The organism is Salipiger sp. CCB-MM3 (genome assembly GCF_001687105.1).
Classification (GTDB): Bacteria; Pseudomonadota; Alphaproteobacteria; order Rhodobacterales; family Rhodobacteraceae; genus Salipiger.
Map to the genome: position 1 here is coordinate 2,123,468 of NZ_CP014595.1, position 21,154 is coordinate 2,144,621.

Genomic DNA, 21,154 nt, shown 5'->3' on the forward strand with positions numbered 1-21,154 from the left:
TGCCGACATGCCCTCTACAGTCGCCCGCGAAGACGCATCGCGGGAGGACCAGCCAGATGGAAAAATTCGGCAAGAGCCAGTCGTTCAAGCGCACCGAGGATGTGCGCTTTCTCACCGGGCACGGTCGCTATGTGGATGACATTGCACCCGAGGGCGCGCTCCATGCCTTTGTCCTGCGCTCGCCGGTGGCGCATGCGAAGATCACCGAGCTTGACGTGACCGACGCCCGCGAGATGCCGGGCGTGCATCTGGTGGCGACGGTGGAGGATCTGCTGGCCTCCGGCATGGACATCTCGATGGGCGGCACGGTGATCAGCAACCGCGACGGCAGCAAGGCCGCCGACCCGATGCGCCCGGTGCTGGCCAAGGACCACGTGCGCCATGTGGGCGAGCCGGTGGCGCTGATCGTGGCCGAGACGATGATCGAGGCGAAGGACGCCGCCGAGGCGATCCTGTTCGATTTCGAGGACCTGCCGGTGCATATGGCGCTGGAGGCGGGCGGCGATCCGATCCACCCCGAGGCGCCGGACAACCGCGCTTTTGACTATGGTCTGGGCAATGAGGCCGAAACCGACGAGGCCTTTGCCAAGGCCGCCAAAGTGGTCAGTCTCGAGGTCGGCGACAACCGCGTCATCGTCAACGCCATGGAGCCGCGCGGCGCCTATGCCGAATGGGACGGCGAGAAGCTGCATGTGGCCTTCAACGGGCAGGGCGTCTGGGGGCTGAAGTCGGAACTGGCGCAGGCCTTCGACCTGCCGGTCGAGCAGATTCGCGTGACCAACCCCGATGTCGGCGGCGGTTTCGGCATGAAGGCTCCGGGCTATCCCGAGTATTTCGCCATCGCCTACGCGGCGAAGCAGTTGGGCAAGCCGGTGCGCTGGATGTCCGACCGCACCGAGGCGATGCTTTCGGATCATGCGGGCCGCGATCTGGTGACGCTGGCGGAGCTTGCCTTTGACGAAGACAACCGCATCCTTGGCTACCGCAACCACACCCGCTGCAACCTTGGCGCGTACAATTCGAACTTCGGGCAGGCGATCCAGACCGCGCTCTATGCCAAGGTGCTGACCGGCACCTATGACATCAAGGCGGCCTATATGCGGGTCGAGGGCTTCTACACCAACACCACGCAGGTCGACGCCTATCGCGGCGCGGGCCGCCCCGAGGCGATCTACACGCTTGAGCGGGTGATGGACCGTGCCGCGCGCGAGCTCGGCGTCGATCCGATGGAGCTGCGCCGCATCAACTTCGTGCAGGAGTTTCCCTATAAGACCGTCACCGGCGAGAATTACGACGTGGGCGATTTCTCCCGCGTGCTGGCCCATGCCGAGGCGGATGCCGATATCGCCGGATATCCCGCGCGCAAGGCGGCTTCGGAGGCGCAGGGCAAGCTGCGCGGGCTGGGCCTGTGCTATTACATCGAAAGCATCCTCGGCGATCCCGCAGAGGACGTGAAGGTGGAGTTCACCGAGGACGGCGGCGCGACCATCTACGTCGGCACCCAGTCGAACGGGCAGGGGCATGAGACGGTGTTCGCCAAGTTCCTTGCGGATCAGACCGGCATCCCGGTCGAGAAGATCGGCTTCGTGCAGGGCGACAGCGACCGCATCCCGCGCGGCGGCGGCACCGGGGGCTCGCGCTCGGTGACCACGCAGGCGACGGTGACGCTGACCGCGGTGCGCGACATGATCGCGGGCTTTGGCGAGTTCCTTGCCGGCGAGATGGGCGTCGATCCCGACGACGTGCGCTTTGATGACGAGCAGTTCCGCGCCGAGGGCTCGAACCTGCACCCGACCATGCTCGAGGCTGCCGCGCTGGCCCGCGAAAAGGGCCGCGAGGATCTGCTGAGCTGGTCCGCGCGCACCGCCATCGACGCCCGCTCCTACCCCAATGGGGCGCATTTCTGCGAGGTCGAGATCGACCCCGAAACCGGCGTGACGCGGGTGGTGAAATACACGGTGGTCGATGATTTCGGCAATCTCATCAACCCGATGCTGGCCGAGGGGCAGGTGCATGGCGGGGTGGTGCAGGGGCTGGGTCAGGCGCTCACCGAACACACCGTCTATGACGAAGATGGCCAGCTGCTGACCGCGACCTTCATGGATTACGCCATGCCGCGCGCCAAGGATGCGCCGTGGATCGCCTTCGATGTCGAGCCCGTGCCCTCCACCGGCAACCCGATGGGCATGAAGGGCTGCGGCGAGGCGGGGACCGTGGGCTCCATGGCCGCCGTGTCGAACGCCGTGCAGGACGCGCTGTGGGAGCGGGGGATTCGTCAGGCGGATATGCCGTTCACGCCGCACCGCGTTTGGCAGATGCTGAACGGCGCTGCCATGGCAGCAGAATGAGGTCCGCCAGCACGTGAAGATGGGAAGGTCAAGATTTTTTCATCACGTAAGCGCGAGGGGTCTTACATTCGTGGCATTTTTGCCTATCTCTGATGCAGAGGCGCGGAACCGGAACTTCCGCAGCCCCTTCACTGTCCCTCGTTCCGTAACTGGCGTCCGGGTTTCTCCCGGACGCTTTTTCTTTTCCCAGTTTCGCTTCCCCCGGCGCTGTGACAGGCTGTTCACATGAGCTATTCCGACGCATTTCTCAAAGATGTCCTCACCCGCACGCGGGTGATCGCCGTGGTCGGTGTTTCGACCAATCTCATGCGCCCGAGCCACTACGTCTCGCGCTTCCTGCATCAGCGGGGGTATCGGATCATCCCGGTCAATCCCGGCCATGTGGGGCAGACGCTGTTCGGCGAGGACGTCCGTGCTGGTCTCTCAGAGATCGACGCGCCGGTGGATATGGTCGACATCTTCCGCCGTCACGATGCGGTGCCCTCGGTGGTCGGCGCGGCGCTGTCGCATCTGCCGCAGCTGCGGACGATCTGGATGCAGCTCGGCGTCGAACACGCCGAAGCGGCCGCCAAGGCCGAGGCGAAGGGGATCGACGTGATCCAAAACCGCTGCACGAAGATCGAATACGAGCGCTTGATTGGCGCGTCCATGCCGCTCGCCGACGCAGTCGGTGGCTGAGGAGCGCTAGGGGAGGGGGCTCTGCCCCCGTCCGCGATGCGGACTCCCCCGGGATATTTGCGTCTAGACGAAGGCCGTAGGGTCCCGGCCCGTGTGCTTCTTCTTTTGGCTTCTTCTCTTTGAAAATACGCCGGGGGTGAGCCGCGCAGCGGCGAGGGGGCAACGCCCCCTTGGTGGGCGGTCTCAGCCCTTGGGCCGCGCGGCCTTCTCGGCGATGCCCGAGCGGCCCTGACGGCGCTCGAGCTCGGCCATGACCTCTGACAGCGGCAGCTCGCGGGCGCGCAGCATCACGAGGAAGTGGAACAGCACGTCGGCGGCCTCGGAGGTTAGCTTCTCGCGATCGCCCTTCACCGCTTCGATGATCGCCTCGATGGCTTCTTCACCGAATTTCTCGGCGCATTTCTCCGGGCCCTTGGCGAGCAGCTTGGCGGTCCAGCTTTCGTCGGGCGAGGCGGAGGCGCGGTCGGCGACCACCTGTTCGAGCTTTTCCAGCGTCATCTGCGACATGTCAGAGCCTCACGGGGATGCCGGCCTGCGCCATATGCGCCTTGGCCTCGGCGATGGTGTAGGTGCCGAAATGGAAGATCGAGGCGGCAAGCACCGCTGAGGCATGGCCCTCGGTCACGCCCTCGACCAGATGGTCGAGCGTGCCGACGCCGCCCGAAGCGATCACCGGGATTGGCACCGCGTCGGCGATGGCGCGGGTCAGCGGCAGATTGAACCCTGCCTTGGTGCCGTCGCGGTCCATCGAGGTGAGCAGGATCTCTCCTGCGCCCTTGCGCGCCATGGTGATGGCGAACTCCACTGCGTCGATGCCGGTGGGGCGGCGGCCGCCATGAGTGAAAATCTCCCAGCGGCCGGGCGCTACGGTTTTGGCATCGATGGCGCAGACGATGCATTGGCTGCCGAAGTGATCCGCGGCCTCGGCCACCACGTCGGGATTGGCCACTGCGGCGGAATTGAACGAGACCTTGTCGGCCCCGGCCAGCAGCAGCGCCCGGACGTCGCCGACCGTGCGCACGCCGCCGCCCACGGTGAGCGGGATGAAGCATTGCTCGGCGGTGCGGGTGACCACGTCGAACATGGTGCCGCGGTTTTCATGGGTGGCGTGGATGTCGAGAAAGCAGATCTCGTCGGCGCCAGCGGCGTCATAGGCGCGGGCGGCGTCCACCGGGTCGCCGGCATCGCGCAGGTCGACGAAGTTGACGCCTTTGACCACGCGGCCATCGGCCACGTCGAGGCAGGGGATGATGCGGGTCTTCAACATGGCGCTGTGATAGTGCGGAATTTCCGCGGGGGGAAGGGGATGTTGCACTGCGGCGCGCATGCGGGCCTGCCTGAAAGCAAGAAGGGCGCGCCGCTTGGCGCGCCCTTCGGCGTTTGTGCCTCAGTCGGGGGTCACTCTTTCACGGTGATCCGGCCCTCGGTGAAGGGCTCGTAGGGGCTGTGCGCGGCGACGAATTCGGCCGTGACATCGGCGAGGTCGGGGCCGAAGTCATAGGCGTTCTCGGCGGTGGTGAACATGGAGTAGCCATCCCCGCCGTTGCGCACGAAGTTGTTGGACACCACGCCGTAGGTGACGCTTTCGTCCAGCGCGGCTTCGCCGACCATCACGTCGGAGACGCGGCTGCCAGCCTCGGCCGAGGGATCGACGGTGAAGCTCATGCCCGAGACCTGCGGGAAGCGCCCGCCGCCTTCTTCGATCTGGCTGACGCCGTTTTCCAGCGCCTCCTTGATCACCGCGCCGGTGACCTCAAAGGTCGAGAGGGTGTTCTGGAACGGCAGCACGGTCAGCACTTCGCCCATGGTCACCTCGCCCGCGTCGATCGAGGCGCGCAGCCCGCCGCCGTTGGTGATGGCGATGTCGATGCCCTGATCCTTCACGCGATCGAGCATGGCGTCGGCGACGAGATTGCCCATCGGGCATTCCTCGGCGCGGCACATGTCGCGGCTGCCATTGATCTCGGCGGTCGACTCGCCGATCACCTTGTTGCGGATCTCGTCGAGCGGCTTGGCCGCGTCGGTGATGCGCGACTTGGTGGCCTCGTCCTCGGTCACGCTGGCATCCATGATCAGCGGCTGGCCGGAGGCTTCGACAAGGTTGCCCTCATCGTCGAAGGTCGCGTTCAACTCGCCGAGGAACTTGCCGTAGGCATAGGCCGAGAGGATCGCCGTGTCCTTGACCATGGTGGGGTAGGGGCCTTCGGCACCGTCCATGTCGCCAAGCAGCGTGTTCGAGTGGCCGCCGACGATGATGTCGACGCCGGTGGTCTCTTCGGCGACGCGCAGATCGGTGTGATAGCCCGAGTGCGACAGCACCACGATCTTGTTCACGCCCTCGGCGGTCAGCTTGTCGACCTCGCCCTGTACCGCATCCACCGGATCGGTGAAGACGACGTTCTTGCCCGGCGAGGACAGTTCCTTGGTGTCCACCGGGGTCAGGCCGATGAGGCCGATCTTCTCGCCGTCCTTCTCGATGACCACGGATTTCTGGATCTCACCTTTCAGCAGATCTTCGCCGGTGAGATCGGCGTTGGACATCAGCACCGGGAAGTCGACCGAATCGACAAAGCCGCGCAGCACCTCGGGGCCGTCGTCGAACTCGTGGTTGCCCACGGTCATCGCGTCATAGCCCATTTGGTTCATCATCTCGGCGGCGAGCTTGCCCTTGTAGTAGGTGTAAAAGAGCGTGCCCTGAAATTGGTCGCCGCCGTCCACCAGCAGGTAGTTCCCGGCGCGATCCTTGGCTTCGGTGATGGCGGTCTGCAGGCGGGCCGAGCCGCCAAAGCATTTGCCCTCGGTGTTGTCTTCTTCGCCGCAGGTGGAATCATACTTGCTGATCGGCTCGAAGCGCGCGTGGAAGTCGTTCGTGTGCAGGATGGTGATGGAATAGTCGGCGCTGGCAGTTCCAGCGGTCAGCGCCAGCGCGGCGGCGCCGGTCAGAAGACGAAGCGACATGGGAATCCTCTCTGTCGTGTTATTATCTTTTGATCCTGCAACGCCTTCTGCGGCCTGTCAAAACACGTTGAGGGAAAAGTCAGCCTTGCGTCCAGCCGTGGGTCAGAACCCGGGCAAGTTCGGCGGGATCGGCATCGGTTTCTCCCGACAGGAGCTTCAGCCAGAGCATGGCGATCACCGCGTCGGCCAGTGCTTCGGGGGCGAGGTCGGGGGCAAGCTCGCCGCGCGCCTCGGCGCGGTGGATGACGCCCACCAGCGCATCGCGCCGCTCGAGACGAAACTCGGTGAGAGCGGCGTTGACGTCCGGCTCGGCCTGCGCGGCGGCGATGATCGAACGGAAGACCTGCGCCGTGCCGCCGCGCCAATGGCCGAGGACCAAGGCGAGCACCCCGGCGATGTCGCTCTCGAGCGCGCCGGTGTCGGGGTAGTGATCGTCGAACTTCATGCGCCGGTAGACCGCCAGCAGCAGCGCGCCCCGCGTCGGCCACCAGCGATAGAGCGTTGCCTTGCCAGCCCGCGCGCGCTTGGCCACCGCCTCCATGCTGAGACCCGAGATGCCCTTTTCGGCCAGCACCTCTGCGGCGGCGTCGAGCACGGCGGTTTCCGTGTCAGGGTTGCGGCGGGCGCCGATGGAGGCTCGTTTTTCGGTCATCGGATGGGCTTTGCTGCGAAAAGGGCGGGTTCTAATCGCATAGCCCTTTACAGGCGCGCACACCAGATATTATGGAACGGAACGTATCGTTCCGATAAATGGAGTCCTCCCATGACTGCCACGACAGCCACGCCGCGGACCCCGTCCCGTCTGCGGTTCGCCATCTTCGTGTTTATTGCGGTCTATCCGCTTGTCACGCTGCTGCTCTATCTGATTGGTCCCATCACAGCCGAGTGGCAGGTCTGGCAGCGCAACCTGCTGTTTGTCCCGATCATGGTTTTCTCGATGGTCTGGGTGATCATCCCACGCATCCAGCGGCACTGCGGGCGCTGGCTCTGAGCCGTCTTGCGCCTGCCTTTCGGTAGGCGGGGATTGACCGGCGCAGGGTTCCACGGCATCTGGAGCCCATGCTGATTTACAAAATCCTCCGGGCCGACGAATGGGCGGCGCTGCAGGCGCAGGGCGAGACCGCCGGGGCGCCCATCGACGTGGCCGATGGCTACATTCACTTCTCGACCTCCGAGCAGGTGCGCGAAACCGCCTCGAAGCATTTTTCTGGCGTCGAGGGGCTGCATCTGCTCTGCTACGAGACGGAGGATCTGGGTGACCAGCTGCGCTGGGAGCCGTCGCGCGGTGGCGCGCTGTTCCCGCATCTCTACGCCGCCTTGCCGATGGCGGGGCTCAAATGGGCGCGTCCGCTGCCGGTGGGCAGCTCTGGGGCGCATGTGTTTCCGGATGATCTGGCATGATGCGATTTCTCGAGAAGGCAGGTCTGCCGCTGTTCCACAAGCTTGACCCCGAGCAGGCGCATCGGGCCGCGGTGCTTGCCCTGAAGATGGGTCTGGCACCGGCGCCCGGTCTGATCACCTCGGACCGGCTGCGCTGCGAGGTGGCGGGGCTGCGGCTGCCCAACCCGATCGGGCTTGCCGCCGGGTTCGACAAGAACGCCGAGGCGCTTTCGGGCCTGTCGCGCGCGGGCTTCGGCTTTGTCGAGGTGGGTGCGATCACCCCCCGCGCCCAGCCGGGCAACCCCAAGCCGCGGCTGTTCCGGCTGACCGAGGATCAGGCGGCGATCAACCGCTTCGGCTTCAACAACGAGGGCATGGAGGCCGCCGCCGGGCGGCTGGTGCATCGCCCGCGCGACATGGTGCTGGGGCTCAACCTCGGTGCCAATAAAGACAGCGACGACCGCGCGGCGGATTTCGCCAAGGTGCTGGCGCGCTGCGGCGAGCATCTCGATTTCGCCACCGTCAACGTCAGCTCGCCCAACACCGAGCGGCTGCGCGACCTGCAGGGCAAGGACGCTCTGGCAGCGCTGCTCGGCGGCGTCATGGAGGCTCGGGCGAACCTCGATGACCGCATTCCGGTGTTCCTCAAGATCGCGCCCGACCTCGACGAGCAGGGGCTCAAGGACGTGGCCGAGGTGGCCATGGCCTCCAAGGTCGACGCGGTGATCGCCACCAACACCACGCTCTCGCGCGAGGGGCTACGCTCGAGCCATGCCTCCGAGGCGGGCGGCATGTCGGGTCAGCCCTTGTTCGAGAAATCCACCCGCGTTCTGGCGCATCTGTCGCAGCTGACCGAGGGCCAGCTGCCGCTCATTGGTGTCGGCGGCATCGGCTCTGCCGAGCAGGCGTATCAGAAGATCCGCGCCGGGGCGTCTGCGGTGCAGCTTTACACCGCGCTGGTTTACGGCGGGCTGTCGCTGGTGCAGGACCTCGCCGAGGGTCTCGATGCGCTGCTGGCGCGCGACGGCTTTGCCTCGGTCGAGGAAGCGGTGGGCACCGGGCGCGGAGACTGGACATGATCCTCTGGCACAATCCCCGCTGCAGCAAGTCGCGCGAGGCGCTGGCGCTGCTGCAGGACAAGGGCGCCGCGCCGCAGGTCCGCCGCTACCTCGAAGACGCGCCGAGCTATGATGAGCTGAAGGCGGCGCAGGCCGCGCTTGGCGTACCGGTGATCGCGATGATGCGCACCAAGGAAGCCGAGTTCAAGGCGGCGGGGCTGAGCAAGGACAGCGACGATGAGACGCTGCTGCGCGCTATGGCCGAGACGCCCAAGCTGATCGAACGCCCGGTCGCCTTCGAGGGCGAACGCGCGGTGATCGGCCGTCCGCCCGAGCGCGTGCTGGATCTGCTCTGAGCCATGGAAAACACCTTCGAGATTTTCCTCGCCTGCGCGCCGGGGCTGGAGCCGGTTCTGGTGCAGGAGGCCAAGGCGCTTGGCTTCGGCCCGCTGAAGCCCGAGCAGGGAGGCGTGTCGTTTCAGGGCGGCTGGCCCGAGGTGGCGCGCGCCAATCTGGAACTGCGCGGCGCGGCGCGGGTGCTGGCGCGGATCGGCGGCTTTCCGGCGTTGCATCTGGCGCAACTCGACAAGCGGGCCCGCAAGTTCCCATGGGGCGACATCCTGCGCGCCGATGTGCCGGTGAAGGTCGAGGCGCTGAGCCGTAAGTCCAAGATCTACCACGCGGGCGCCGCCAAGCAGCGCATCGAGCGGGCGATCACCGAAGAACTGGGCGCGCCCGTGGCCGAGGATGGCGTGCGCATCCTCGCGCGGATCGAGAACAACCTCGTCTCCTTCTCCGTCGACACCTCCGGCCAGCCGCTGCACCGGCGCGGGCTCAAACAGGCGGTGAGCAAGGCGCCCATGCGCGAGACGCTGGCTTCGCTCTTCATGCGCGCCTGCGGCTACGATGGCGTCGAGCCGGTGCTCGATCCGATGTGCGGCTCGGGCACCTTCCCCATCGAGGGGGCCGAGATCGCCGCCGGTCTGCTGCCGGGCCGGGCGCGGGCCTTTGATTTCGAGCGTCTGGCGGTCTTTGCGCCGGCGGACCTCAAGGGGATGAAGCGGCAGGGTCCGCTGCGCATGCCCTCCGCGCTCTACTATGGATCCGACCGCGACGCGGGGGCGATCCGCTCGGCGACCGCCAATGCCGAGCGTGCCGGGGTGACGGAATGGACGCGCTTCGATTGCCGCCCGGTGAGCGAGCTGGAGCGTCCCGAAGGGCCGCCGGGGCTTGTTATGGTGAACCCGCCCTATGGCGCGCGGATTGGCGAGAAGGGCCCGCTGCACGCGCTGCACGCCTCGCTGGGCACGGTGCTGAAAGAGAAGTTCGGCGGTTGGCGCGTGGGGATCATCACCACCGAGCCGGGTCTGGCCAAGGCCACGGGCCTGCGCTTCCTGCCGACGGGGGCACCTGTGGCCCACGGCAGCCTGAAGGTGAAGCTCTACCGCACGGAGCCGCTTTAACTACTAACGCCCGCCGGAATGCACAAAGGGCCGCCCCAATCGGGCGGCCCTTTTGCTTGGCTCCGGCGATGGGCTCAGCCCTTTAGGGCGGCCAGCGCGTCCTTCAGGTCGATGGCCCCATCGTAAAGCGCCCGTCCCGAGATCGCGCCGTTGAGCTCCGCACCGCAGTCGCGCAGGGCGATGAGGTCGGCCAGCGACGACACGCCGCCGGAGGCGATCACCGGGATCGACACGGCGCGCGCCATGGCGGCGGTGTAATCGATGTTCGGCCCCTGCATGGCGCCATCGCGGTTGATGTCGGTGTAGATGATCGCCGCCACGCCGTCGTCCTCGAAGCTGCGCGCCAGATCCACCGCGTCCACATCGGTGACCTCGGCCCAGCCCTTGGTGGCCACCCGGCCGTCGCGGGCGTCGATGCCCACGGCGATCTTGCCGGGGAAGGCCTTTGCCGCCTCGCGCACCAGCGCGGGGTTCTCCACCGCCACGGTGCCGAGGATGACGCGCGCAAGCCCCTTGTCGAGCCAGCGCTCGATGGTCGCCATGTCGCGGATGCCTCCGCCCAGCTGTGCGGGCACTTTGGTGCGCTCGAGGATCGCCTCGACCGCCGCCGCGTTCACCGGCTCGCCGGCGAAGGCGCCGTTGAGGTCGACGAGGTGCAGCCAGTCACAGCCCGCCTCGACGAACTCCATCGCCTGCGCGGCGGGATCGTCGTTGAAGACCGTGGCCTTCTCCATATCGCCGCGCAGCAGGCGCACGGCCTTGCCGTCCTTGAGGTCGATGGCGGGGTAGAGGATCATGGCGCGGCTCCGCAAAAGGTCAGTGACGGGATCGGTGTCGGGCACCCTATAGCCGCGCCGGGGCGCGCTTTGCAATCCGCGCGCTGCCGCAAAGGCAGCCCGCGCCAGCACCAAGGATCAGGGCGCCCAGGTCAGGAAGTTGCCGATCATCCGCAGCCCGGTCTCGGCGCTCTTCTCGGGGTGGAACTGAAAGCCCAGCATGGTGCCGGTTCCGACGACCGCGGTCACCGTGCTGCCGTAGTCCACATGGGCGATGCGGTGCTCGGGGGTCAGCATGCGCATCTGGTAGGAATGCACGAAATAGGCGTGATCGCCGCTCTGCACGCCGTGCAGAACCGGGTGCTCGTGGTCGATGACCAGCTCGTTCCAGCCCATATGCGGCACTTTCAGCGCCGGGTCCTCGGGCAGGATCTTCTCGACCTCGCCGTCGACCCAACCAAGGCCGGGGGTCTCTTCATATTCATAGCCGATCCGCGCCATCAGCTGCATGCCGACGCAGATGCCAAGGAAGGGCCGACCCTTCTGGGTCACCGCCTCGACCATGGCGTCGAAACAGCCCGAGTGGCGCAGCGCCTTGGCGCAGGCGGGGAAGGCCCCGTCGCCGGGCAGCACCAGCCGGTCGGCGCGGGCCACCACTTCGGGATCGTCGGTCACCACCACGGTGCCGGCGTCCAGCTCATTCGCCATGCGCTGAAAGGCCTTTTCGGCCGAATGCAGGTTGCCGCTCTCGTAGTCGATGATCGCCGTCAGCATGTGGCTCACCTTTCCGGGCCGGTGCAGTCCCGGCCCCTTTCATCTTTCCGCAAATACTCCGGGGAGCGCGAGGGGCTGGCCCCTCGCTGACCCGCGAAAAATTCAGAGCGCGCCCTTGGTCGAAGGGATCGCGTCGCCCTTGCGCGGGTCCGGCTCGACCGCTTCGCGCAGGGCGCGGGCCACCGCCTTGAACGCCGCCTCGACGATATGGTGCGAGTTCACCCCATCGATGGCCTCGACGTGCAGTGTGATGCCGCCATGGGTCGCCAGCGCCTGAAAGAACTCGCGCACCAGTTCGGTGTCGAAACTGCCGATCTTTTCGGTGGGCAGCTCGACCTTCCACACCAGGAAGGGACGGGCCGAGAGGTCGAGCGCCGCGCGCACCAGCGCATCGTCCATCGGCAGCAGGCAAGAGCCATAGCGGCGGATGCCGCGCTTGTCGCCGAGCGCCTTGGCAAGCGCCTGCCCGATGGCGATGCCGGTGTCCTCGACGGTGTGGTGATCGTCGATGTGCAGATCACCCTCGGCACGCACCACCATGTCGATCAGCGAATGGCGTGCCAGTTGGTCCAGCATGTGGTCGAAGAACCCCACGCCGGTCTTCATGTCGTAGCTGCCGGTGCCGTCGAGATCGAGCGCGACCTCGATCTTCGTTTCGGCGGTGCTGCGGCTTACCTCGGCCTTGCGCATGGACCATACTCCTCGATGTCTCGCAGGGGCTTATAGGGCGGGGCAGGGCGCGCGCCAAGCCCCGCGCGTTACGGACGCCGCGGGCACGCTTGCGGCGGCGGGGGCGGTGTGACAGCTTGCCCGCATATCAACGAAAGGCCCCGACCATGACCACCTGCGTCTTCGTGCAGATCCGCTGCAAGCCCGGCACCACCTATCAGGTGGCCGATCAGATCGCGCTTCGCGAGATTCATTCCGAGCTCTATTCGACGTCGGGCGACTGGGACCTGCTGCTCAAGCTCTACATCCCCGAGGGTGCCGACGTGGGGCATTTCATCAACGAGAATCTGCTGGATGTGCCGGGAATCGAGCGCTCGCTGACGACGCTGACCTTCAAAGCGTTCTGAGCCGCCGCAGGGCGGCCTTCGGGTCGCCCGTCCGCGCGTGGCAAGGGGCTTGAGCAAAGCGCGCAGCACAGATTCAGGCATCACAATACTGCCGCCTGTAGGTCGATCAGTCTGGAAACTTCGTCTGGAAGTAAAGTGGTGAATGGAGCGGGCGAGGCGATTCGAACGCCCGACCCTTACCTTGGCAAGGTAATGCTCTACCCCTGAGCTACGCCCGCAAACCATTCATCATGTGCGACTTTCAGGCCTCTGCCCGTCTGTCGATCCGGCCTTTCACCGGCCCGGCTGCTGCCGGAGGTCCAACTGGAGCGGGCGAGGCGATTCGAACGCCCGACCCTTACCTTGGCAAGGTAATGCTCTACCCCTGAGCTACGCCCGCTTCCTTGTTGGTGTGGGCGATTTAGAGTTTCCCGCAGACCTCCGCAAGAGGAAAATTCAGGTTTTTGCCGGAAATTTCCCGGACAGCAAAAAAGCTCAGCAAAACGCGACGGAAACTTCGCGGCGGCGCGTATCGGATGTGGGCGCGCGGGGGAGGGCGCGGCCTTTCGAACGCCAGCATCGGAGCATCCGCCGCATGAAACCCGTCATCCAACGCTACGCCACACCGCTCATCACCGGTCTTTTCCTCGTCTCGCTCATTTCGGGAATCGCGCTGTTCTTTCATTGGAACATGGGCTGGTTTCACGGCATGCACGAATGGCTGAGCATGGTGCTGATCCTGCCCTTCGCCCTGCACCTGTGGAAGAACTGGCGCCCGATGACCGCCTATATGCGCAAGCCTGCCTTCGGGCTGGCGATGGTGGCGTCGCTGGTGATGGCTTTGGCCTTCGTGGTGCCGTCGCTGTCGGGTGCGGACGGTGCGCCAGGCGGCGGGCGTCCGCCGCAGTTCGCCGCTGCCGGGCTGGTGCTCGAAGGCAGCGTGGCCGAAGTGGCGGCGCTGATCGACGTGCCTGCGGCCGACCTCGGTGCCACGCTGACGGAGGCGGGGTTTGCGGTCGGCGGGCAGGAGGAGAGCCTTGCCTCGATCGCCCGCGCCTCGGGGCGGAGTGACGGCGAGATCCTTGCCGCGCTGATCGGGGCGGAGCGCTGAGCCGTCGGTTGCGACATGCGTATTTGAAAAGAGAAGAAGGCCCGGAGCAATGCACCCCGGGCCTTCTTTTATATCAAGGTGTGCGTCGGTGTTTCGTCAACAGCCCGCCCCGGCGGCGCGTCAGAACGGCACGTCGCCCGCCGAATCTGCAGCGGTGACGAAACGGGCCACCACTTTCTTGACGCCTGCCTTCTCGAAGTCGATCTCGAGCTTGTCGCCTTCGATGGCGACGATGGCGCCATAGCCGAATTTCTGGTGGAAGACGCGCTCACCGGTCTCGAAGGCCGAGACCGCCTGCAGGTCGATCACCTGATTGCGGCTCTCGCGAGGCTGGCTGACCGAGCGGGCGCTGGAGGAGCGTTCCTGCAGGCGTTTCCAGCCCGGGGAATTGTAGACATTGGCCTCGGCGGCGCGGCTTTCCAGCCCCGATCCGCCGCCAAAGCCGCTGTTCATGCCCGCGGCGCCATAGCCGCCGCCGTAGAGGCCGGGCGGGGTGAGAATCTCGACGTGCTGCTCGGGCAACTCATCGATGAAGCGCGAGGGCAGGGCCGATTGCCACTGGCCGAACACGCGCCGGTTGGCGGCGAAGGAGATGGTGCAGAGCTCCTCGGCGCGGGTGATCCCGACATAGGCGAGGCGGCGCTCTTCCTCGAGCCCCTTGAGGCCGCTTTCGTCCATCGAGCGCTGGGAGGGGAAGAGCCCGTCCTCCCAGCCCGGCAGGAACACCGCGGGAAATTCGAGACCCTTGGCCGCGTGCAGCGTCATGATCGAGACCTTGGCGCCGGCCTCTTCCGTCTCATTGTCCATGATCAGCGCGACGTGTTCGAGGAACCCCTGCAGGTTGTCGAAATTCTCCAGCGCTTTGACCAGTTCCTTGAGGTTTTCCAGCCGGCCCGGGGAATCGGGGTTCTTGTCGTTTTGCCACATCTCGGTGTAGCCGCTCTCGTCGAGCATGACCTCGGCCAGTTCCACATGGCTCATGGTCTTGGCCAGCGGCTTGTCCTCGTCGATCAGCACCAGATCATCATCATCCTGCTGCACCTCCGAGGGGAGGCCCAGTTGCTGGCGGGCCACCTCGTGCCAGCGGTCGATCTGCTCGACGAAGGTGGCCAGCTTGCCCGCGCCCTTGCCGGTGATCTCCTTGTCGCGCAGCAGCAGCCGCGCGCCGTTGAGCAGCGTCGTGCCGTTCGCGCGCGCCTTGATCTGGATCTTCTGCTGCGCCTTGTCGCCGAGGCCCCGCTTGGGCGTGTTGACGATGCGCTCGAAGGCCAGATCATCTTCGGGCGAGACCACCAGCCGGAAATAGGCCATGGCATCGCGAATCTCGAGCCGCTCGTAGAAGCGCGGGCCGCCGATCACCCGGTAGGGCAGGCCGATGGTCAGGAAACGATCCTCGAAGGCGCGCATCTGGTGCGAGGCGCGCACGAGGATCGCCATGTCATCAAGCGAGACGGGCCGCATTCCACGCGATCCGCGCTGCGCCGCCTCGATCTCCTCGCCGATCCAGCGCGCCTCTTCCTCGCCGTCCCAATGGCCGATGAGGCGGACCTTCTCGCCGCCATCGGCCTCGGTCCAGAGTTCCTTGCCGAGCCGGTTCTCATTGCCGCGGATCACCGAGGAGGCGGCGGCGAGGATATGCGCGGTTGAGCGGTAGTTCTGTTCCAGCCGCACCACATGGGCGCCGGGGAAATCCTTTTCGAAGCGCAGGATGTTGCCCACTTCGGCGCCGCGCCAGCCATAGATCGACTGATCGTCGTCGCCGACGCAGCAGATGTTGGTGTGGCCCTGCGCCAGCAGCCGCAGCCAGAGGTATTGGGCGACGTTGGTATCCTGATACTCGTCCACGAGGATGAAGCGGAACCAGCGCTGGTATTGCTCGAGCACATCGGCGTGCTGCTGGAAGATCGTCACCACATGCAGCAGCAGGTCGCCGAAATCGCAGGCGTTCAGCTCGCGTAGGCGGGTCTGATACTGGGCGTAAAGCTCGGTGCCGCGGTTGTTGAAGGCGCCAGCCTCGGACGCCGGCACCTTGTCGGGAGTCCAGGCGCGGTTCTTCCAGTTGTCGATCACCCCCGAGAGCTGCCGGGCGGGCCAGCGCTTCTCGTCGATGTTGTTGGCCGCGATCACCTGTTTCAGCAGACGGATCTGATCGTCGGTGTCGAGGATGGTGAAATTCGTCTTCAGCCCCACCAGTTCGGCGTGGCGGCGCAGCAGCTTGACGCAGATCGAGTGGAAGGTGCCCATCCACGGCATGCCCTCGACCGCGTGGCCGAGCAGGCGGCCCACACGCTCTTTCATCTCGCGCGCGGCCTTGTTGGTGAAGGTCACCGAGAGAATCTCGTTCGGCCTCGCGCGGCCGGTGGTCAGCAGATGCGCGATACGGGCGGTCAGCGCCTTGGTCTTGCCTGTGCCGGCGCCGGCCAGCATCAGCACCGGCCCGTCGAGCCGTTCCACCGCCTCGCGCTGCGCGGGGTTGAGGTCGTCGAGATAGGGCGCGGGGCGCGCCGCCATGGCCCGCTGCGACAGCGAGGCCCCCTCGAATGCATCCATGTCGTCAAAGCTGCTCATGGCGCAAATCTAGCGCGGCACGGCGGGCTGTGAAAGGTGCGTTCTTTATTTGTTCCAAAAATCACTGTGCGGGCGGACTCCATGGAGGTTTTCCGCACTCGTGGGCGGCGGTCGCGGCGTCTAAAATGAACGGGATTTTCAGACCGCATTTGCACCCGCCGGTTGCGGAGTCCGCTTTTGACCACGGCTCGCTCCCGGCGCCAGAGGCCGAAATCCATTGCACGACAGAGATTCTGGAGGAGGGATCGATGGAACTCAAACTGGAAGCCAAGGTTCACGAATACGGCAATCGCGACATACGGCCCGCCGACAGGTCCGAACCAGAGAAGCTGGGCGCGCTGAGCAAGCTGCCGGGCAAATGGATCAACGCAAAGGAGGGGCTGACCACCGGATTTGAAGGCCGCGGCTGGAACATGATCGCGCTGCCCTTCTTCACCGATGCCAGCGGCGACTTCCGGGTGCTGGCGAACCAATACAACGAAACGCTCGATTTCCTGACCGTCGACGGACCCGTGCCCAACCGTGGGGTCGACAAGGAGGGCAGTGCCGATGCGACGGCGCAGACCGACCAGACGATCTTTGGTCTCGACTACATGCAGCGCATCGCGCAGATCGCGGTGAAGGACGCTCCGCCGTCGAGCGACATGATCCGTGGCAAGATCGGTGCCGGGATCCACCATGAGCCGGGCTTCATGCTGTGGATTCGCGATCAGCACACCTTCATAGATTACGTGGTCAGGACGCCCGCGGGGGATGAGTGTGAAACCAAGCTGCCGCTCAATGTGGCGCGGCTGGCCTCGATCCCGCATGGCGATACGGTGACCGCGATGGGCGTGTCCTTCACCCGCCCGGGCGCGCCGCTGGTGCCAGAGATCAGCGGCCTTCCTGTGCACCTGCAATCCCCGCCGGGCGAGCCGGACCCGGAGCTTACGCGCTATCTCGCGCCCTATGGCGATCTGAGTGGCGGCAATAAGTTCGAGGGTCTGTTCGACGTCTCGCGCCCGTGGGAGCTGCTGCGCGGAGGAATCGCGGCGCTGGGTCCGATCCGCCAAACCACGACGCTGCATTTCAATACCGAGTTCGCCACGGGCGGGATCGTCAATATCCCCTTCATCGTGAGCGAAGCCAATGCCACGGCGATGGAGGCCTTCTTCTGGATCATGGAACTGGAAGAACCGATCAACGGCCGGGGCTGGGCGCTGGCTTATATTCAGAACGTGCTGCTCGACTTCTTCCCGCAGTTCGGTGGGCCAGAAGGCGCGCTGATCCGCTGGCCGCATGTCAGCATCAACATCATGTGCCTCGATGAGGCGCCGGCCCGCGAGCCGCTGCACAAACCCGAGGAGCAGGACGCGAGCAACGGCTGACATCGGCGGCATTTTGCAAAGTTGGCGCTCACGGGTGCTAACTTTGCATAGTCATCTTGCGCCGCATCGCAGCATGGCGTTCACTCCACGTCACCCGCAGGCATGGCGGTAGTGACGGAGGAAGATAATGCCAGAGTTCCAGAAGATTCTCATCGCCAACAGGGGCGAGATCGCGATCCGCATCATGCGCGCCGCGAACGAGATGGGGAAGAAGACGGTCGCCGTCTATGCCGAAGAAGACAAGCTGGGGCTCCACCGTTTCAAGGCCGACGAGGCCTATCGCATCGGTGAGGGGCTGGGCCCCGTGGCGGCCTATCTGTCGATCCCCGAGATCATCCGCGTTGCCAAGGAATCGGGCGCCGACGCGATCCATCCGGGCTATGGCCTGCTGTCCGAGAATCCCGAGTTCGTCGATGCCTGCGTCGAGGCAGGCATCACCTTCATCGGACCCAAGGCGGAAACCATGCGCGCGCTTGGCGACAAGGCCAGCGCCCGCAAAGTGGCGGTCGAGGCCGGGGTGCCGGTGATTCCCGCGACCGAGGTGCTGGGCGATGATTTTGCCGCGATCACCAAGGAAGCCGAAGAGATCGGCTATCCGCTGATGCTCAAGGCCAGCTGGGGCGGCGGCGGGCGCGGCATGCGCCCGATCGAGTCGTCGAAGGAACTGAAAGAGAAGGTGCTCGAAGGGCGGCGCGAGGCCGAGGCGGCCTTTGGCAACGGCGAGGGCTATCTCGAGAAGATGATCATCCGCGCCCGCCACGTCGAGGTGCAGATCCTCGGCGACAAGCAGGGCAACATCTATCACCTCTACGAGCGTGACTGCTCGGTGCAGCGCCGCAACCAGAAGGTCGTGGAGCGCGCACCCGCGCCCTATCTGTCCGAGGCGCAGCGCGAAGAGCTTTGCGAACTGGGCCGCAAGATCTGCGCTCATGTGAACTATGAATGCGCGGGCACCGTCGAGTTCCTGATGGATATGGACAGCGGCAAGTTTTACTTCATCGAGGTGAACCCGCGCGTGCAGGTCGAGCACACCGTCACCGAAGAAGTGACTGGCATCGACATCGTGCAGGCGCAGATCATGATCGCCGAGGGCAAGAGCCTTGCAGAGGCCACCGGCAAGGCCAGCCAATACGACGTGCGCCTCACCGGCCACGCGCTGCAGACGCGGATCACCACCGAGGATCCGACCAACAACTTCATCCCCGACTATGGCCGCATCACCGCCTACCGCTCGGCCACCGGCATGGGCATCCGCCTCGATGGCGGCACGGCTTATGCGGGCGGGGTGATCACCCGCTATTACGACTCGCTGCTGGTGAAGGTGACCGCCAAGGCGCCGACGCCCGAGAAGGCCATCGCCCGCATGGACCGCGCCCTGCGCGAGTTCCGTATTCGCGGCGTGAGCACGAACATCGACTTCGTGATCAACCTGCTCAAGCACCCGGTGTTCCTGAACAACCAGTACACCACGAAGTTCATCGACACGACGCCCGAGCTTTTCGATTTCAAGAAGCGCCGGGACCGCGGCACCAAAGTGCTGACCTATCTCGCCGACATCACCGTCAACGGTCACCCCGAGGTGCAGGGACGTCCTAAGCCGCATGCCGAGCTGAAGCCCGCGCGCGCGCCCGAACTGCGCGCCGAAACGCCGCCGCCGGGCACCCGCACGCTGCTGGAAGAGAAGGGCGCGCAGGCCGTGGCCGACTGGATGGCGGCGCAGAAGCAGCTGCTGATCACCGACACCACCATGCGCGACGGCCACCAGTCGCTGCTGGCGACCCGGATGCGCTCGCTCGACATGATCAAGGTGGCGCCGGCCTATGCGGCGAACCTCTCGAATCTCTTCTCGGTGGAGTGCTGGGGCGGCGCGACCTTCGATGTGGCCTACCGTTTCTTGCAGGAATGCCCGTGGCAGCGGTTGCGCGACATCCGCGCCAAGATGCCCAACGTCATGACGCAGATGCTGCTGCGCGCCTCCAACGGCGTGGGCTACACCAACTACCCCGACAATGTGGTGCAAAGCTTCGTCGCGCAGGCGGCGGAGTCGGGCGTCGATGTGTTCCGCGTCTTCGACTCGCTGAACTGGGTCGAGAACATGCGCGTCGCCATGGATGCGGTGATCGACAGCGGCAAGATCTGCGAGGGCACGGTGTGCTACACCGGCGATATCCTCGATCCTGCGCGTGCCAAATATGACCTCAAGTACTACGTGGCGATGGGCAAGCAGTTGAAAGAGGCCGGGGCGCATGTGCTGGGTCTCAAGGACATGGCGGGCCTGCTGAAACCCTCGGCGGCTGGTGCGCTGATCACCGCGCTGAAAGAAGAGGTCGGCCTGCCGATCCACTTCCACACCCATGACACGTCGGGTGCTGCCATCGCCACCATCATGGAGGCGAGCCGGGCCGGGGTCGACGCGGTGGATGCGGCGATGGATGCGCTCTCGGGCAACACCTCGCAGCCCACGCTCGGCTCTATCGTCGAGGCGCTGCGCCACACCGAGCGTGACACCGGGCTCGACGTGGACGTGATCCGCGAGGTCTCGAACTACTGGGAGGCGGTGCGCGGCCAATATGCGGCCTTCGAGAGCAGCATGCAGGCGCCCGCCTCCGAGGTCTATCTGCACGAGATGCCGGGCGGGCAGTTCACCAACCTCAAGGCGCAGGCGCGCTCGCTGGGGTTGGAAGAGCGCTGGCATGAGGTCGCCAAGACCTATGCCGACGTGAACATGATGTTCGGCGATATCGTGAAGGTGACGCCGTCGTCGAAAGTGGTGGGCGACATGGCGCTGATGATGGTGAGCCAAGGGCTGACCCGCGCGCAGGTCGAGGACCCCAAGAGCGACGTCAGCTTCCCCGACTCGGTGATCGACATGATGCGCGGCAATCTCGGCCAGCCGCCGGGCGGCTTCCCCGAAGGCATTCTCAAAAAGGTGCTGAAGGGCGAGAAACCCAACACCGAGCGCCCGGGCAAGCATCTGCCGCCCGCCGATTTCGCCAAGCTGCGCGCCGAGCTGCAGGAGAAATTCCCCGATGTCGAATTCGACGACGAGGATTTCAACGGCTACCTGATGTACCCCAAGGTCTTCACCGATTACATCGCGCGGCACGAGGAATACGGCCCGGTGCGCACCCTGCCGACGCTGGCCTATTTCTACGGCATGGAGCCGGGTGCCGAGATCACCGCCGAGATCGACCCCGGCAAGACGCTGGAGATCCGCCTGATCACCGTCGGCGAGACGCAAGATGACGGCGAGGTGCGGGTGTTCTTCGAACTCAACGGTCAGCCGCGCGCGGTGCGCGTGCCCGACCGCAAGGCCAAGGCCGCGAGCGGTGCTAAGCCTAAGGCCGAGTTGGGCAACGCCAACCACATCGGCGCGCCGATGCCGGGCGTTGTCGCCTCGATCGCGGTGCAGGCGGGCGCCTCGGTCAAGGAGGGCGATCTGCTGCTGACCATCGAGGCGATGAAGATGGAGACCGGGCTGCACGCCGAGCGCGATGCGGTGATCAAGGCGGTGCATGTGACGCCCGGCAGCCAGATCGACGCCAAGGACCTTCTGATCGAGCTGGAAGAGTAAGGCGCGCGCCGCAGAGCGTTGGACGCAACGAAGCGCGGGGCAGG

19 protein-coding genes and 2 tRNA genes are annotated in these 21,154 nt (G+C 65.6%); 11 read left to right on the forward strand and 10 right to left on the reverse strand.

Annotated features, from left to right (window positions below):
- The first annotated feature begins 56 nt into the window (after positions 1 to 56).
- Positions 57 to 2,348: a xanthine dehydrogenase family protein molybdopterin-binding subunit gene (locus tag AYJ57_RS10305; protein ID WP_066104588.1), complete on the forward strand. Its 2,292-nt coding sequence runs from the start codon at positions 57 to 59 to the stop codon at positions 2,346 to 2,348.
- A gap of 225 nt (positions 2,349 to 2,573) precedes the next feature.
- Entirely contained in the window at positions 2,574 to 3,026 is a 453-nt protein-coding gene (locus AYJ57_RS10310) for a CoA-binding protein (protein ID WP_066104591.1), read from the forward strand.
- Between the two features lie 183 nt (positions 3,027 to 3,209).
- Here AYJ57_RS10310 and AYJ57_RS10315 read toward each other — a convergent pair whose 3' ends face one another.
- The 4 genes from AYJ57_RS10315 to AYJ57_RS10330 form a co-directional block, all read right to left on the reverse strand.
- Positions 3,210 to 3,524: a phosphoribosyl-ATP diphosphatase gene (locus AYJ57_RS10315; RefSeq protein ID WP_066106961.1), complete on the reverse strand. Its 315-nt coding sequence runs from the start codon at positions 3,522 to 3,524 to the stop codon at positions 3,210 to 3,212.
- Between the two features lie 10 nt (positions 3,525 to 3,534).
- On the reverse strand, positions 3,535 to 4,293 hold the full coding sequence (hisF, locus tag AYJ57_RS10320; protein WP_066104593.1) for an imidazole glycerol phosphate synthase subunit HisF: 759 nt from the start codon (positions 4,291 to 4,293) through the stop codon (positions 3,535 to 3,537).
- Positions 4,294 to 4,424: 131 nt separating this feature from the next.
- The gene (locus AYJ57_RS10325) at positions 4,425 to 5,984 is read right to left on the reverse strand and encodes a bifunctional metallophosphatase/5'-nucleotidase (protein ID WP_066104596.1); all 1,560 of its coding nucleotides are present in this window, start codon (positions 5,982 to 5,984) and stop codon (positions 4,425 to 4,427) included.
- Between the two features lie 79 nt (positions 5,985 to 6,063).
- Positions 6,064 to 6,636 carry a TetR/AcrR family transcriptional regulator gene (locus AYJ57_RS10330; RefSeq protein ID WP_066104598.1) on the reverse strand — a complete coding sequence of 191 codons (573 nt, stop codon included), beginning with the start codon at positions 6,634 to 6,636 and terminating at the stop codon, positions 6,064 to 6,066.
- Positions 6,637 to 6,747: 111 nt separating this feature from the next.
- Here AYJ57_RS10330 and AYJ57_RS10335 point away from each other — a divergent pair, with 111 nt between their 5' ends.
- The 5 genes from AYJ57_RS10335 to AYJ57_RS10355 all read left to right on the forward strand — a co-directional run bounded on the left by AYJ57_RS10335 (position 6,748) and on the right by AYJ57_RS10355 (position 9,885).
- Positions 6,748 to 6,975 (forward strand): hypothetical protein, encoded by a 228-nt coding sequence (locus AYJ57_RS10335; protein WP_066104601.1) that lies wholly within the window; start codon positions 6,748 to 6,750, stop codon positions 6,973 to 6,975.
- 68 nt (positions 6,976 to 7,043) lie between these two features.
- Positions 7,044 to 7,385 carry a DUF952 domain-containing protein gene (locus tag AYJ57_RS10340; protein ID WP_066104604.1) on the forward strand — a complete coding sequence of 114 codons (342 nt, stop codon included), beginning with the start codon at positions 7,044 to 7,046 and terminating at the stop codon, positions 7,383 to 7,385.
- A complete protein-coding gene (locus AYJ57_RS10345) occupies positions 7,385 to 8,443 on the forward strand; it encodes a quinone-dependent dihydroorotate dehydrogenase (protein WP_066106964.1) in 1,059 nt (352 codons plus the stop codon). The genes AYJ57_RS10340 and AYJ57_RS10345 overlap by 1 nt, the downstream gene beginning before the upstream one ends.
- Positions 8,440 to 8,778, forward strand: a complete 339-nt coding sequence (gene arsC, locus AYJ57_RS10350) for an arsenate reductase (glutaredoxin) (RefSeq protein ID WP_066104607.1) — start codon at positions 8,440 to 8,442, stop codon at positions 8,776 to 8,778. Before AYJ57_RS10345 ends, arsC begins: the two co-directional genes overlap by 4 nt.
- A 3-nt stretch (positions 8,779 to 8,781) precedes the next feature.
- Positions 8,782 to 9,885: a THUMP domain-containing class I SAM-dependent RNA methyltransferase gene (locus tag AYJ57_RS10355; RefSeq protein ID WP_066104611.1), complete on the forward strand. Its 1,104-nt coding sequence runs from the start codon at positions 8,782 to 8,784 to the stop codon at positions 9,883 to 9,885.
- A 74-nt stretch (positions 9,886 to 9,959) separates the two neighbouring features.
- On the opposite strand, the gene hisA is transcribed toward AYJ57_RS10355, so the two are convergent.
- The 3 genes from hisA to hisB all read right to left on the reverse strand — a co-directional run bounded on the left by hisA (position 9,960) and on the right by hisB (position 12,125).
- On the reverse strand, positions 9,960 to 10,682 hold the full coding sequence (gene hisA / locus AYJ57_RS10360; RefSeq protein WP_066104613.1) for a 1-(5-phosphoribosyl)-5-[(5-phosphoribosylamino)methylideneamino]imidazole-4-carboxamide isomerase: 723 nt from the start codon (positions 10,680 to 10,682) through the stop codon (positions 9,960 to 9,962).
- A 117-nt stretch (positions 10,683 to 10,799) separates the two neighbouring features.
- Positions 10,800 to 11,435: an imidazole glycerol phosphate synthase subunit HisH gene (gene hisH / locus AYJ57_RS10365; protein ID WP_066104617.1), complete on the reverse strand. Its 636-nt coding sequence runs from the start codon at positions 11,433 to 11,435 to the stop codon at positions 10,800 to 10,802.
- A gap of 102 nt (positions 11,436 to 11,537) precedes the next feature.
- A complete protein-coding gene (gene hisB, locus AYJ57_RS10370; protein ID WP_066104620.1) occupies positions 11,538 to 12,125 on the reverse strand; it encodes an imidazoleglycerol-phosphate dehydratase HisB in 588 nt (195 codons plus the stop codon).
- Between the two features lie 146 nt (positions 12,126 to 12,271).
- Between hisB and AYJ57_RS10375 the strand changes: the two genes are divergently transcribed.
- Positions 12,272 to 12,511: an Lrp/AsnC ligand binding domain-containing protein gene (locus AYJ57_RS10375; RefSeq protein ID WP_066104622.1), complete on the forward strand. Its 240-nt coding sequence runs from the start codon at positions 12,272 to 12,274 to the stop codon at positions 12,509 to 12,511.
- A 143-nt stretch (positions 12,512 to 12,654) separates the two neighbouring features.
- On the opposite strand, the gene AYJ57_RS10380 is transcribed toward AYJ57_RS10375, so the two are convergent.
- Together AYJ57_RS10380 and AYJ57_RS10385 are read right to left on the reverse strand one after the other, a co-directional pair.
- Positions 12,655 to 12,729, reverse strand: a tRNA-Gly gene (locus AYJ57_RS10380).
- An 86-nt stretch (positions 12,730 to 12,815) separates the two neighbouring features.
- Positions 12,816 to 12,890: transfer RNA gene (locus AYJ57_RS10385), tRNA-Gly, on the reverse strand.
- A gap of 195 nt (positions 12,891 to 13,085) precedes the next feature.
- Here AYJ57_RS10385 and AYJ57_RS10390 point away from each other — a divergent pair.
- Positions 13,086 to 13,601, forward strand: a complete 516-nt coding sequence (locus AYJ57_RS10390; protein WP_066104624.1) for a DUF4405 domain-containing protein — start codon at positions 13,086 to 13,088, stop codon at positions 13,599 to 13,601.
- Positions 13,602 to 13,721: 120 nt separating this feature from the next.
- Here the strand turns inward: AYJ57_RS10390 and AYJ57_RS10395 are convergent, their stop codons facing one another.
- Positions 13,722 to 16,169, reverse strand: a complete 2,448-nt coding sequence (locus tag AYJ57_RS10395; protein WP_066104626.1) for an ATP-dependent helicase — start codon at positions 16,167 to 16,169, stop codon at positions 13,722 to 13,724.
- Between the two features lie 248 nt (positions 16,170 to 16,417).
- On the opposite strand from AYJ57_RS10395, the gene AYJ57_RS10400 reads away from it, so the two are divergent.
- Together AYJ57_RS10400 and AYJ57_RS10405 are read left to right on the forward strand one after the other, a co-directional pair.
- A complete protein-coding gene (locus AYJ57_RS10400; protein ID WP_066104629.1) occupies positions 16,418 to 17,536 on the forward strand; it encodes a heme-binding protein in 1,119 nt (372 codons plus the stop codon).
- Between the two features lie 127 nt (positions 17,537 to 17,663).
- Positions 17,664 to 21,110 (forward strand): pyruvate carboxylase, encoded by a 3,447-nt coding sequence (locus tag AYJ57_RS10405; RefSeq protein ID WP_066104632.1) that lies wholly within the window; start codon positions 17,664 to 17,666, stop codon positions 21,108 to 21,110.
- The last annotated feature ends 44 nt before the right edge of the window (positions 21,111 to 21,154 follow it).

What these genes read in the sequence shown, in the direction of transcription:
- AYJ57_RS10345 (WP_066106964.1), top strand. Translation starts at nt 7,385, where the DNA reads ATGCGATTTCTCGAGAAGGCAGGTCTGCCGCTGTTCCACAAGCTTGAC.
- AYJ57_RS10395 (WP_066104626.1), bottom strand. Translation starts at nt 16,169, where the DNA reads ATGAGCAGCTTTGACGACATGGATGCATTCGAGGGGGCCTCGCTGTCG.
- AYJ57_RS10330 (WP_066104598.1), bottom strand. Translation starts at nt 6,636, where the DNA reads ATGACCGAAAAACGAGCCTCCATCGGCGCCCGCCGCAACCCTGACACG.
- AYJ57_RS10390 (WP_066104624.1), top strand. Translation starts at nt 13,086, where the DNA reads ATGAAACCCGTCATCCAACGCTACGCCACACCGCTCATCACCGGTCTT.
- AYJ57_RS10305 (WP_066104588.1), top strand. Translation starts at nt 57, where the DNA reads ATGGAAAAATTCGGCAAGAGCCAGTCGTTCAAGCGCACCGAGGATGTG.
- arsC (WP_066104607.1), top strand. Translation starts at nt 8,440, where the DNA reads ATGATCCTCTGGCACAATCCCCGCTGCAGCAAGTCGCGCGAGGCGCTG.
- AYJ57_RS10315 (WP_066106961.1), bottom strand. Translation starts at nt 3,524, where the DNA reads ATGACGCTGGAAAAGCTCGAACAGGTGGTCGCCGACCGCGCCTCCGCC.
- hisH (WP_066104617.1), bottom strand. Translation starts at nt 11,435, where the DNA reads ATGCTGACGGCGATCATCGACTACGAGAGCGGCAACCTGCATTCGGCC.
- AYJ57_RS10405 (WP_066104632.1), top strand. Translation starts at nt 17,664, where the DNA reads ATGCCAGAGTTCCAGAAGATTCTCATCGCCAACAGGGGCGAGATCGCG.
- AYJ57_RS10340 (WP_066104604.1), top strand. Translation starts at nt 7,044, where the DNA reads ATGCTGATTTACAAAATCCTCCGGGCCGACGAATGGGCGGCGCTGCAG.
- hisA (WP_066104613.1), bottom strand. Translation starts at nt 10,682, where the DNA reads ATGATCCTCTACCCCGCCATCGACCTCAAGGACGGCAAGGCCGTGCGC.
- AYJ57_RS10375 (WP_066104622.1), top strand. Translation starts at nt 12,272, where the DNA reads ATGACCACCTGCGTCTTCGTGCAGATCCGCTGCAAGCCCGGCACCACC.
- AYJ57_RS10325 (WP_066104596.1), bottom strand. Translation starts at nt 5,984, where the DNA reads ATGTCGCTTCGTCTTCTGACCGGCGCCGCCGCGCTGGCGCTGACCGCT.
- AYJ57_RS10310 (WP_066104591.1), top strand. Translation starts at nt 2,574, where the DNA reads ATGAGCTATTCCGACGCATTTCTCAAAGATGTCCTCACCCGCACGCGG.
- AYJ57_RS10355 (WP_066104611.1), top strand. Translation starts at nt 8,782, where the DNA reads ATGGAAAACACCTTCGAGATTTTCCTCGCCTGCGCGCCGGGGCTGGAG.
- AYJ57_RS10335 (WP_066104601.1), top strand. Translation starts at nt 6,748, where the DNA reads ATGACTGCCACGACAGCCACGCCGCGGACCCCGTCCCGTCTGCGGTTC.
- hisB (WP_066104620.1), bottom strand. Translation starts at nt 12,125, where the DNA reads ATGCGCAAGGCCGAGGTAAGCCGCAGCACCGCCGAAACGAAGATCGAG.
- AYJ57_RS10400 (WP_066104629.1), top strand. Translation starts at nt 16,418, where the DNA reads ATGGAACTCAAACTGGAAGCCAAGGTTCACGAATACGGCAATCGCGAC.
- hisF (WP_066104593.1), bottom strand. Translation starts at nt 4,293, where the DNA reads ATGTTGAAGACCCGCATCATCCCCTGCCTCGACGTGGCCGATGGCCGC.